We start from the raw sequence: 11,965 nt of genomic DNA on the forward strand, positions 1-11,965 counted from the left end.
GGGACTGAGGAGAGATGGCACACAAGAAGGGCGCATCGTCCACCCGGAACGGTCGCGACTCCAACGCTCAGCGGCTCGGCGTCAAGCGCTTCGGCGGCCAGGTCGTCAACGCCGGTGAGATCATCGTCCGCCAGCGCGGCACGCACTTCCACCCTGGCGCGGGCGTGGGCATCGGCAAGGACGACACGCTGTTCGCGCTGTCGGCCGGTGCGGTCGAGTTCGGCACGAAGCGGGGCCGCCGCGTCGTGAACATCGTTCCGGCTGCCTGAACGGCACGCTGAGGACTTTCCGAGGGCGGATCCCCTTCCCGGCGCACGGGAAGCGGGGCCGCCCTCGGCGTGTTATGACAGCGCCGTAGGGCGCACACCCGTACGTATCTGGAGGAAACGCCATGACCACCTTCGTGGACCGCGTCGAGCTGCACGTCGCCGCGGGTAACGGAGGCCACGGCTGCGCCTCCGTGCACCGGGAGAAGTTCAAGCCGCTGGGCGGGCCGGACGGCGGCAACGGCGGGCGCGGCGGCGACGTCCTCCTGGTGGTCGACCAGGACGTCACGACGCTGCTGGACTACCACCACAGCCCGCACCGCAAGGCCACCAACGGCAAGCCCGGCGAGGGCGGCAACCGCTCCGGCAAGGACGGCCAGGACCTGGTGCTGCCGGTGCCGGACGGCACGGTCGTGCTGGACGGCCAGGGCAACGTGCTGGCCGACCTGGTCGGCCAGGGCACGTCCTTCGTGGCCGGGCAGGGCGGTCGCGGCGGCCTGGGCAACGCGGCGCTGGCCTCGGCCCGCCGCAAGGCGCCGGGCTTCGCGCTGCTGGGCGAGCCGGGCATCGCGCGGGACGTGGTGCTGGAGCTCAAGACCGTCGCGGACGTGGCCCTCGTCGGCTACCCGAGCGCGGGCAAGTCGTCGCTGATCTCGGTGCTGTCCGCGGCCAAGCCCAAGATCGCCGACTACCCCTTCACCACGCTGGTGCCCAACCTCGGCGTGGTGACCGCGGGCACGACCGTCTACACCATCGCCGACGTGCCCGGTCTGATCCCCGGCGCGAGCGAGGGGCGCGGGCTGGGCCTGGAGTTCCTGCGGCACGTCGAGCGCTGCTCGGTGCTGGTGCACGTGCTGGACACGGCGACGCTGGAGTCCGACCGCGACCCGGTCTCCGACCTGGACGTGATCGAGGCGGAGCTGCGGGCGTACGGCGGCGGTCTCGAGGACCGGCCGCGGGTCGTCGTCCTCAACAAGATCGACGTGCCGGACGGGCGCGAGCTGGCCGCGATGGTCCGGCCCGACCTGGAGGCGCGCGGCTACCGGGTGTTCGAGGTCTCCGCGGTGGCGCACGAGGGGCTGCGCGAGCTGTCCTTCGCGCTCGCGCAGATCGTCGCCGAGACGCGCGCGGCGCGCCCGGTGCAGGAGTCGACCCGGGTCGTCATCCGCCCGCAGGCCGTCGACGACAGCGGCTTCACGGTGACGGAGGAGGACGGCCTCTTCCGGGTGCGCGGCGAGAAGCCGGAGCGCTGGGTGCGGCAGACCGACTTCAACAACGACGAGGCCGTCGGCTACCTCGCGGACCGGCTCAACCGGCTGGGCGTCGAGGACGAGCTGCGCAAGGCGGGCGCCAAGGCGGGCGACGGCGTGGCGATCGGCGCGGACGAGGACGCGGTCGTCTTCGACTGGGAGCCGACGATGGCCGCGGGCGCCGAGATGCTCGGCCGCCGCGGCGAGGACCACCGCTTCGACGCGCCCCGCGCGGCGGCCCAGCGCCGTAAGGACAAGCAGGCCGAGCGCGACGAGGCCGAGGACGAGTACCACGGCTTCGACCCGTTCGCCTGAGCCGGGTGCGGTCCGGTCCGGCCCTGGCCGGAACGGACGCGGCCCCCGTCCTGGCGGGGGCCCCGGTCTCAGCAGACGGTCGCCGGCGGCTTGTCCTCGGTGACGTTCCCGGCGGGCTCGCCGGGGACGTCACGGGTGAGGATCCGCCGGGACAGCACGTATGTGAACGGGATCGCGGCGGCCGCGGCGACCAGCGGCGCGATCTTGTCGTTCATCCCGACCCACTCGACGAAGACATAGACGCCGATGCTGGTCACCACGTAGTTGGTGACGTTGGTCAGCGGGAAGAGGAAGAACTTCTTCCAGGTCGGCCGGGTGCGGTAGGTGAAGTACGTGTTGAGGAAGAACGAGCCGATCATGCTCAGCACGAAGGCCGCCGAATAGGCCGCGAAATACGGCATCAGCGGGTGCAGCGCCAGATAGAAGCCGTAGAACGTGGCGGTGTTCACACCGCCGACGAGGGCGAACCGGACGATCTGGAGGAGTTGCGGCGAGAGCTTGGGCACGCTCGAACCTAACCGATCCCCAGCGGGCCGGAACGCTCCGCGGGCTCGGGCAGCTCCGACGCGGCCGACGGCTCCGGGCGCAGCTCGCCGTACGGTGCCCCGGCCTGGTCGCCGACCCGGAAGCTGCGCGGCGTGTTGGTCTCCTTGACCAGGAAGTGCGGGCGGCGCTTGGTCTCGTAGTAGATACGGCCGATGTATTCGCCTATCAGCCCCAGCATGATCATCTGGAGTCCGCCCAGGCCGGTGATCGCCACGAGCAGGGTGACGTATCCCGGGGCGGTCGGGCCCTGGACGATGGCCTGCACGGTGATGACGGCGGCGTAGACGGCCGCGAGGGCGGCGAGGCCCAGGCCGGTGTAGATGGCCACCCGCAGCGGACGGTTGTTGAACGAGATCAGCCCGTCCATGCCGTAGTTGATGAGCGAGCCGAAGCGCCACTTCGTCTCGCCGGCCTCGCGGGCGGCGTTGCGGTAGTCGAAGGTGACCGTGTCGAAGCCGATCCAGGAGAACAGGCCCTTGGAGAAGCGGTTGTACTCCGGCATCGACAGCAGCGCGTCCACCGCGGGGCGGGACAGCAGCCGGAAGTCGCCGACGCCGTCGGTCAGCTCGACGTCCACCCATGAGTTGATCATGCGGTAGTACAGCCGGCTCACCGCGGTGCGCAGCTTCTTGTCGCCCTCGCGCGTGCGGCGGGCGATGACCTGGTCGTGGCCGAGGTGGTAGAGCTCCAGCATGCGGGCGATCAGCTCCGGCGGGTGCTGGAGGTCGGCGTCCATGACGACGACCGCGTCACCGCCGGCCTCCCGCAGGCCGGCCAGCATCCCGGCCTCCTTGCCGAAGTTGCGGCTGAAGGAGACGTAGCGCGTGCTGTCCGGGTTGTTCTTGGCCAGGGCGCGCAGCCGGTCGAGGGTCGCGTCCTTGCTGCCGTCGTCGACGTAGCACAGCTCGTAGCCGACGTCCAAGGTGTCCAGCGTCTCGCGGATCCGCTGGTCGAAGAGGTCGATCACGGCCTCTTCGTTGTAGCAGGGAACAACGATCGATAGTCGCATGGGGATCACTTTCGGCGCCGCACGTGGATGTGGGGGACTGGCGGCGGTGCCCGCACCATACCCCGTTCGATCAGCTTAGCCTCCCGCATTCACGAGTTGTGCCGCCCGGCCTTGAATGCAAAGAGAAAGTGAACCGAGGAATAACGAGGCGCTGCCGGGGGGATACTCGACCGTGGAGTCGTTCGCGCCGCCCGGCACCGGAGCCGCACGGTACGGGGAGCGGTGCAGGTGCGGCGGGGTGTGCGGGCCGAATATCCGGTGTCCGGCCGCCGGATGGGCGGGCGGACGCGGTGAATGAGGGAAATCCGGCCGGTGGTGCCGGAGAAGTCCGGCGGATGTTATTCAAGGCGGGGTCCTCATTCGGACGCCGGGAGTTCACCGAAGTGATCACGCGGGAAATCGCCGGGCGGCGCGGGTGATCCACCGCGCGGCGCCCTCCGGGGTGCCGGACGGTCCCGGTGGAATGCGGCGTCGCGGGCCCGCTCGGGCCCGTGTGATTTCGCACGTCGGGCCGCTGGAGGGGCTGGGCACCCCTGGTACTGTGAGGGCGCCAGAGCACCCGCCCGCCGTGCTTCCCTGCCGCTGTGCCGGTACGACGATCGCGGCAGCGGGCATCTGGAACCGAACGGTCGGTCGCCGCACAGGCGCCCGGCCGTGAGGGCAGCCGAGCGGCCCACGGGACCGGCCGCCGGACACACATCCACACCTCGGGTACGGCCTCCGGCGAGGCGTCCGCACCCGCCTTACGCAAAGTGCGGAAAGGGAGGGAACCATGTCAGGCGCTGAGCCGGCATTCGTACCCGCCGCTCGACCCGTCATCGGTGACGACGAGATCGACGCCGCCGTGCGCGTGCTGCGCAGCGGCAGCGTGGTGCAGGGCCCCGAAGTGGCCGCCTTCGAGCAGGAGTTCTCCGCGCTCGTCGCCGACCGCCACTGCGTGGCTGTGAACTCCGGCACCTCCGCCCTGCACCTGGCGCTGCTCGCGCTGGGCATAGGCAGCGGCGACGAGGTGATCGTGCCGTCGTTCTCCTTCGCCGCCACCGCGAACGCGGTCCGCCTGGTGGGTGCCGAGCCCGTCTTCGTCGACATCGAGCCGGGCAGCTTCTGCGTCGACCCCGCCGCCGTCGAGGCCGCGGTCACCGCGCGCACCGCCGCGATCATGCCGGTGCACCTCTACGGGCACCCCGCCGCGATGGACAAGATCGTGCCCATCGCCGAGAAGCACGGCCTGGCGATCGTCGAGGACGCCGCGCAGGCCCACGACGCCGCCCTGCACGGCACCCCCGTCGGCGCCTTCGGCGCCGCGGCCTGCTTCAGCTTCTACCCGACCAAGAACATGCACGCCCTGGAGGGCGGCATGGTCAGCACCCCGGACGCGGGCACCGCCCGCACCCTGCGGCTGCTGCGCAACCAGGGCATGGAGCAGCGCTACGCCAACGAGATCGTCGGCGCCAACATGCGGCTGACCGACGTCGCCGCCGCGATCGGCCGGGTGCAGCTCGGCAAGCTCGCCGGCTGGACCGAGCAGCGCCGGGCGAACGCCGCCTTCCTGGACGCGCACCTCACCGGGGTCGTCGTCCCGCCGGTCGCCGAGGGCGCCCGGCACGTCTACCACCAGTACACGATCCGGGTCGCGGACCGGGACGCCGCGCAGAAGGCGCTCACCGAGCAGGGCATCGGCAGCGGTGTCTACTACCCGACGCCGATCCACCGGCTCAAGCCGTTCTGGGAGCCGGACCAGAAGGCCAACCGCCAGTGGGACCTGCCGGAGACGGAGAAGGCCGCGGCCGAGGTGCTGTCGCTGCCGGTCCACCCGTCGCTGAGCCAGGACGACCTGGAGCGGATCGTCACCGCCGTCAACGCCCTGGGGGAGCAGCGATGAGCGAGTCCACGCAGCGGCTGCGCGCGGGCCTGGTCGGCCTCGGCGCGATGGGCCGCAACCACGCCCGTGTGCTGGCCGGCCTGGAGGGCGTCGACTTCGTCGGCGTCGTCGACCCGCTGGGCGACGTCAACGGCGCCGCGCAGGGCGCCCCGGTCGTCGGCACGGTCGCCGAGCTGCTGGAGATCGGCGTCGACTACGCGGTCGTGGCCTGCCCGACCGCGCTGCACGAGGAGGTCGGCCTGGCGCTGGCCGAGGCCGGTGCGGGCGCGCTCATCGAGAAGCCGCTGGCGCACACCGTCAAGGCCGCGGAGCGGCTGGTCGAGGCCTTCGAGACGCGCGGCCTGGTGGCCGGTGTCGGCCACATCGAGCGTTTCAACCCGGCGCTGCAGAGCCTGCGGACGCGGCTCGCGGCGGGCGAGCTGGGCGACGTCTACCAGGTGGTCACCCGCCGCCAGGGGCCGTTCCCGCACCGCATCGCCGACGTCGGCGTGGTCAAGGACCTCGCGACCCACGACATCGACCTGACCTCCTGGGTCACCGGCAGCGACTACACCTCGGTGTCCGCGCGGACCGTCTCCAAGAGCGGTCGCGAGCACGAGGACATGGTCGCCGTCGTCGGCCAGCTCGCCGACGGCACGATGGTCAACCACCTGGTGAACTGGCTCAGCCCGCTCAAGGAGCGCACCACCGTGGTCACCGGCGAGCGCGGCTGCTTCGTGGCCGACACCCTCACCGCCGACCTGACGTTCTTCGCCAACGGTGTCATCACCACCGAGTGGGAGGCGCTGCGCGCCTTCCGCGGGGTCGCCGAGGGCGACATGGTGCGCTACGCGCTCGCCAAGCGCGAGCCGCTGCTGGTGGAGCACGAGCTGTTCCGGGACGCGATGCTGGGCAAGGACGCCGACATCGTCACCCTGCGCCAGGGCCTGCGGACGGTCGAGGTCTCCTCGGCGGTCATAGAGTCCGCGCAGACCGGCGAGACCGTCCAGCTCGGCCCCGTGGCGGTGCACGGGTGACCACCCCGGACGTCACCGTCGTGGTGGCCGTCTACAACACCATGCCGTACCTGACCGACTGCCTGACCTCGCTCGTCGAGCAGAGCATCGGCCTGGACCGGCTGGAGGTCGTCGCGGTCGACGACGGGTCGACCGACGACAGCCCGAAGGAGCTGGAGCGTTTCGCCAGCCTCCACCCGGACACCGTGAAGGTGCTGCGGCAGCCGAACTCCGGCGGCCCGGCGGCGCCCAGCAACAAGGCGCTGGACGCCGCCACCGGCCGCTACGTCTTCTTCATCGGCTCCGACGACCGGCTCGCGCCGTACGCCCTGGAGCGGATGGTCGCGGCCGCCGACGAGCACGGCTCGGACGTGGTCATCGGCAAGATGGAGGGCACCAACGGGCGCTACGTCCACCAGGAGCTCTACCAGGAGACGCGGCACGACGTCACGTTCACCAACTCGGCGCTGCCGTGGACCGTGGCCAACACCAAGCTCTTCCGGCGCGAGCTGGTCGAGCGGCACGGGCTGCGCTTCCCCGAGGACATGCCGGTCGGCAGCGACCAGCCCTTCACGATCGAGGCGTGCCTGCGCGCCTCCCGTATCTCGGTGCTCGCCGACGACACGTACTACTACGCCGTCAAGCGCGAGGACTCCGGGAACATCACCTACCGGGCGAACCACGAGGCCCGCCTCGCGTGCGCGGCGCGCATCATGGACCACGTCGCCGGCCTGGTGGAGCCCGGTCCGCTGCGGGACGCCGTGCTCATGCGGCACTTCCGCTGGGAGCTGGCCAAGCTGCTCCAGGACGACTTCCCGGCTCTCGACGCCGATGTGCGCGAGCGCCTGCTCCAGGGCGTCGCCGACCTCGCCCGCCGCTACCTCACCGACGCGGTGCGCGACAGCATGGGCGTCAAGCAGCGGGTCCGTGTCGGCCTCGCGCAGGCCGGGCGGATGGCCGAGCTGTGCGCGCTCATCGAGGACGAGGCGGAGCACGGCGCCCCGCCGTTCGTCCTGGAGAGCGGTCACGCCTACGCCCGCTACCCCGGTTTCCGGGACGCCGACGCGGCCCTGCCCATGCGCTGGTTCGAGATCGTCGAGGAGAGCGTCGCGGGACGGCTCGCCGCCGGCGCCAAGGCCGTGTCCGCGACCCTCAGCCGCTCCGGCCAGGGCCCGGTCCTCGACCTGACCGCGCGCGTCAAGCTGCTCGGCCCGTACGGCGCGGGGCCCGCCTTCGGTGTCCAGGTCGTGCTGGCCGGACCCGAGGGGGTCGCGGAGGTCACCGGCGAATCCTCCGTCAAGGGCATGCCCAAGGGCGGCGCCGCGACCCTGGTCGGCGGCCGGATCCCGCTGCGGGCGCTGGTCGCGGCGGCGCCGCGGGCCGGGGTCCGGTGGCGGCCGGTGCTCGCGGTGACGATCGCCGGCACGCCCTACCAGGTGCGGTTGCGGGCTGCGGGGACGACCCGGCAGCGCCTGCTGCGCCGCGGCGCGCGGGTCTACGTGGTGTCCCTCACGTCAGACGACAAGGGGCGGCTGGTCTGCAAGGTCGCTCCGATCGGGCTGCGAGCCGTCGCAGCGCGACTGCTCCGACTCAGGAAGAAGTAGCACCATGAAGATATGTGTCGTGGCCCTGGGCAAGATCGGGCTCCCGCTGGCCGTGCAGTTCGCCTCCAAGGGCCACCGGGTGATCGGCACCGACGTCAACGAGAAGGTCGTCGAGCTGGTCAACGGCGGCACCGAGCCCTTCCCCGGAGAGTTCGAACTCGACGTCAAGCTCAAGGAGGTCGTGGGCGCCGGGCTGCTGACGGCGACCACGGACACCGCGGCGGCCGTCGCCGAGTCCGAGGCCGTGGTCGTCGTCGTCCCGCTGTTCGTGGACGCCGAGGGGGTGCCCGACTTCGGCTGGATGGACGCCGCAACCCGTGACATCGCGCGCGGCCTGCGCCCGGGGACCCTGGTGTCGTACGAGACGACGCTGCCGGTCGGCACCACCCGCGACCGCTGGGCGCCCATGCTCGCCGAGGGCTCCGGCCTGACCGCGGGCGAGGACTTCCACCTGGTCTTCAGCCCCGAACGGGTGCTCACCGGCCGGGTCTTCGCCGACCTGCGCCGCTACCCCAAGCTCGTCGGCGGCATCGACGCGGCCTCGGCCGCGCACGGTGTGGAGTTCTACGAGGCGGTGCTGGACTTCGACGAGCGCCCCGACCTCACGCGCCCCAACGGCGTGTGGGACCTGGGCTCGGCCGAGGGCTCGGAGATGGCCAAGCTCGCCGAGACCACGTACCGCGACGTCAACATCGGCCTGGCCAACCAGTTCGCGCGCTACGCGGACAAGGCCGGGATCGACGTCAAGGCGGTCATCGAGGCGTGCAACACCCAGCCCTTCAGCCACATCCACCAGCCGGGCATCGCGGTCGGCGGCCACTGCATCCCGATCTACCCGCGGATGTACCTGTGGAACGACCCGGAGGCCACCGTCGTGCGCGCCGCGCGCGAGGCGAACGCGGTCATGCCGTCGTACGCCGTGGACCTGCTGGCCGCCGCCTACGGCGACCTGACGGGCGTCGAGGTGCTGGTGCTGGGCGCCGCCTACCGCGGAGGCGTCAAGGAGACCGCCTTCTCGGGCGTCTTCGGCACGGTCGCGGCGCTCGCCGAGCGCGGCGCGGTGCCGTACGTCTCCGACCCGATGTACACCGCGGAGGAGCTGACCGCGCTCGGCCTCACCCCGCACACGGGGCAGGCCGTCACGGCGGCGGTGCTCCAGGCCGACCACGCCGAGTACCGCGACCTGTCGGCCGCGGACCTTCCGGAGGTGCGCGTCCTCGTGGACGGCCGCCGCACCACCGACCCCGCGCTGTGGGAAGGCGTACGCCGGGTCGTCATCGGCGGTTGATGCTGCGGCACTATGGACCTGTACGACCCGTACCGGTCCTCGGCCGGTGCCCTGTGCTTTCTGTGAACAAAAGGAACAAAAGGAATCCGCATGACAACGCCCGCGTCTCGGCCCAAACTTGCCGTCATCGTGGCAAACCGCATCACCGGGGATTCCCGGGTGCAGAAGACCGCGCTGGCTGCGGCACGGGACGGCTGGGACGTCACCCTCATCGGCCGTGCCACCGGCAAGCGGATCGAGTACGCGTGGTTCGGTCCGGTGAAGGTCATCCGGGTTCCGGTCGGTCAGCAGATGACCCGGCGGGAGGCGGTCCGCAGCCGCCACACCACCCCCCGGGTGCGGCTGACGCAGTTCGGCATCAAGAGCCGCGGCGAGTTCCAGCAGCTGAAGTCGGCGCACCGCTCATGGGTGCGCGAGCAGTCCGCCCGGATCGGCTGGCTCAGCGATAACGGTGTCACCAAGATCCCCGCGGTCGGCCTGAAGGCCTGGGTGCGCGCCCGCCGTGAGGTGCACAAGCTGCGCGTGCGCGCGTACGGCTGGGAGGAGCGGCGCCGCCCCGAGGAGCGCCCGTCGTCCGGTGACTGGCGCCGCGACTGGCCCGCGCTGCTCGACCTGGACCTGGCGTTCGGCCCGGCCATCGAGAAGGTCGCCCCCGACGTCATCCACGCCAACGACATCACCATGATCCATGTGGCCGCACGCGCCGCGGCACGGATGCGTGCCGCGGGGCAGCGGTGCACCTGGCTGTACGACTCGCACGAGTACGTGGCGGGTGTCGAGTGGCCCAAGCCGCTCATGCGCAGCGCCTACGTCCAGCTGGAGCAGGAGTTCATACGCAAGGCGGACGCCGTGGTGACGGTCTCGCCGGAGCTGGCCGAGATCCTGCGCAAGGACCACCACCTGCCCAAGGTGCCGCTGGTGGTGCGCAACGCGCCGGTGCGCGAGTCCATCGGCACCGCCCAGGGACGGGTGTCGGTGCGTGCCGCGTGCGGGCTGGACGACAGCGTGCCGCTGCTGGTGTACGCGGGCTGGATCGACGCGATACGCGGCCTGGACACGGTCGTCGCCGCCCTTCCCGACCTGCCCGACCACCATCTGGCGCTGGTGTCGGGCCGGCGCAGCGTCGGCCTGACCGAACTGCTCGACCAGGCGGTGGAGCTCGGCGTGCGCGACCGTATCCACGTGGTGCCCTACGTCGAGCAGCACGAGGTACCCGACTACCTGGCCAGCGCCGACCTCGGCGTGATCAGCTTCCGGCGCTCGCCCAACGTGGAGAACTCGCTGCCGACCAAGGCCGCCGAGTACCTGCACGCGGGTCTGCCGATCATCTCCAGCGATGTGCGCACGCTCAGCGCGTACGTCCGCAACCACGACGTCGGAGAGGTCCACACCGCCGACGACCCGGTCTCCTTCGCGGCGGCCGTGCGGCGCGCGACGGGCCGGCTGGCCACGCTCAAGGGCAACATCACCGAGCAGATCCGGCAGGACCTGTCGTGGGAGTTCCAGTGCGAGGGCCTGCTGGCGCTCTACCGGAACCTGTCGGGCGCGACCCCGCCGCCGCCCGCCGGGCCGGTGTCCTGGGAGGCCACCGAGCACGCGGCCACCGAGGACGCCGAGTCGGCCCCCGGCGACCACCAGCTGCTGTGGACCCCGCTCACCAAGTCGACCCCGGTCCGGCTCGGTATGGGCCCCGCCAACTACGCCGGGCAGCTGGCCACGTTCGCGCAGGCGGTGTGCCGCGAGCGTTCGGACGTGTCGGTCGAGGTGGTCATGCACAAGGCCCCGACGTCCTTCGACTACCCGGCGGACGTCTACGTCGACCGGGGGACGCTCAAGAACCTGGACGTCCAGCTCGACCAGGTCCACCGCGTCCTGCCGCGCTACACCCACCTGCTGGCCGACGCCTTCCTGCCGCTCTTCGGCGGGCTGAACGGCGACAGCATCGAGGGCGACCTGCCGTCGCTGCGCAAGGCCGGCATCAAGGTGGCGCTGCTGGCGCACGGCAGCGAGGTGCGGCTGCCGCGCGAGCACATGGCGCGCAACCCGTACTCGCTCTTCTTCGACGCCCCCGAGGGCTACGCCGACCGGCTCGGCGCCATCGCCGAACGCAACGTCAGGACGGCGCAGGAGTGCGGGCTGCCGGTCTTCGTGACCACCCCCGACCTGCTGCACGACCTGCCGATGGCCACCTGGGCGCCGCTCGTCGTCGACATCGACTCCTGGGCCTGTGACAGCCCCGTGATGGAGCGCAAGCGCCCGGTGGTGCTGCACGCCCCGTCCAAGCGCTGGACGAAGGGCACCGACCGGATCATGCCCGTCCTGCAGGATCTGCACGAGCGCGGCGCCATCGACTTCCAACTGGCCGAGGGCGTCAACTGGACGCGGATGCGCGAGATGGTGCAGAACGCCGACATCGTCGTCGACCAGTTCGCGGTCGGCAGCTACGGCACCTTCGCCTGCGAGGGCATGGCGGCCGGCAAGCCCGTGGTGGCCTACCTCGACGCGCAGGTCGCCGAGGCGATCGGTGAGGCCCCGCCGATCGTCAACTGCGCGCCCGACAAGCTCGGCGAGACGATGGAACGGCTGCTGTCCGACCCGGTGGCGACCGCCCAGATCGGTGTGGACTCCGCGAAGTACGTGCGGACCTACCACGACGGGACGGCCACCAGCCGGGCGCTGCGGTCCTTCCTGGCCTCCTGACCGCGCCGCCGGGAGGGAGCCGGTACGGCGAAGGCGGGTGGGACCCCTGGCCGAACGCCGCCACCCACCCCCCAACCCCGACGGCCCCCCGCCACCGGACCGCTACGTAT

General features: G+C 71.6%; 9 protein-coding genes. 7 read left to right on the forward strand and 2 right to left on the reverse strand.

Going from position 1 to position 11,965, the window contains the following annotated elements:
• Positions 1–14: 14 nt before the first annotated feature.
• Positions 15–269, forward strand: a complete 255-nt coding sequence (gene rpmA, locus ACWERV_RS30015; RefSeq protein WP_398181621.1) for a 50S ribosomal protein L27 — start codon at positions 15–17, stop codon at positions 267–269.
• Between the two features lie 122 nt (positions 270–391).
• Positions 392–1,831 carry a GTPase ObgE gene (gene obgE, locus ACWERV_RS30020; protein ID WP_398181624.1) on the forward strand — a complete coding sequence of 480 codons (1,440 nt, stop codon included), beginning with the start codon at positions 392–394 and terminating at the stop codon, positions 1,829–1,831.
• Between the two features lie 68 nt (positions 1,832–1,899).
• Here obgE and ACWERV_RS30025 read toward each other — a convergent pair whose 3' ends face one another.
• A complete protein-coding gene (locus ACWERV_RS30025) occupies positions 1,900–2,337 on the reverse strand; it encodes a GtrA family protein (RefSeq protein ID WP_398181627.1) in 438 nt (145 codons plus the stop codon).
• A gap of 8 nt (positions 2,338–2,345) precedes the next feature.
• Positions 2,346–3,386, reverse strand: coding sequence for a glycosyltransferase family 2 protein (locus tag ACWERV_RS30030; RefSeq protein WP_452938983.1), 1,041 nt, complete (start codon positions 3,384–3,386; stop codon positions 2,346–2,348).
• Positions 3,387–4,158: 772 nt separating this feature from the next.
• Between ACWERV_RS30030 and ACWERV_RS30035 the strand changes: the two genes are divergently transcribed.
• From ACWERV_RS30035 to ACWERV_RS30055, 5 genes are all read left to right on the forward strand, one after another.
• Positions 4,159–5,268, forward strand: coding sequence for a DegT/DnrJ/EryC1/StrS family aminotransferase (locus ACWERV_RS30035; RefSeq protein WP_452938986.1), 1,110 nt, complete (start codon positions 4,159–4,161; stop codon positions 5,266–5,268).
• Entirely contained in the window at positions 5,265–6,284 is a 1,020-nt protein-coding gene (locus ACWERV_RS30040; RefSeq protein WP_452938988.1) for a Gfo/Idh/MocA family oxidoreductase, read from the forward strand. The genes ACWERV_RS30035 and ACWERV_RS30040 overlap by 4 nt, the downstream gene beginning before the upstream one ends.
• Positions 6,281–7,867: a glycosyltransferase family 2 protein gene (locus ACWERV_RS30045; RefSeq protein ID WP_452938991.1), complete on the forward strand. Its 1,587-nt coding sequence runs from the start codon at positions 6,281–6,283 to the stop codon at positions 7,865–7,867. Before ACWERV_RS30040 ends, ACWERV_RS30045 begins: the two co-directional genes overlap by 4 nt.
• 4 nt (positions 7,868–7,871) lie before the next feature.
• Positions 7,872–9,155, forward strand: a complete 1,284-nt coding sequence (locus tag ACWERV_RS30050; RefSeq protein ID WP_452938994.1) for a nucleotide sugar dehydrogenase — start codon at positions 7,872–7,874, stop codon at positions 9,153–9,155.
• Between the two features lie 129 nt (positions 9,156–9,284).
• Positions 9,285–11,855, forward strand: a complete 2,571-nt coding sequence (locus tag ACWERV_RS30055; protein ID WP_452938996.1) for a glycosyltransferase family 4 protein — start codon at positions 9,285–9,287, stop codon at positions 11,853–11,855.
• Positions 11,856–11,965 lie beyond the last annotated feature (110 nt).

It is taken from the genome of Streptomyces sp. NPDC004031 (assembly GCF_053604375.1).

Bases quoted from the DNA above. Each gene is read 5' to 3' on its own strand.
- ACWERV_RS30030 (WP_452938983.1), bottom strand. From the start codon at position 3,386: ATGCGACTATCGATCGTTGTTCCCTGCTACAACGAAGAGGCCGTGATC.
- ACWERV_RS30040 (WP_452938988.1), top strand. From the start codon at position 5,265: ATGAGCGAGTCCACGCAGCGGCTGCGCGCGGGCCTGGTCGGCCTCGGC.
- ACWERV_RS30035 (WP_452938986.1), top strand. From the start codon at position 4,159: ATGTCAGGCGCTGAGCCGGCATTCGTACCCGCCGCTCGACCCGTCATC.
- ACWERV_RS30050 (WP_452938994.1), top strand. From the start codon at position 7,872: ATGAAGATATGTGTCGTGGCCCTGGGCAAGATCGGGCTCCCGCTGGCC.
- rpmA (WP_398181621.1), top strand. From the start codon at position 15: ATGGCACACAAGAAGGGCGCATCGTCCACCCGGAACGGTCGCGACTCC.
- obgE (WP_398181624.1), top strand. From the start codon at position 392: ATGACCACCTTCGTGGACCGCGTCGAGCTGCACGTCGCCGCGGGTAAC.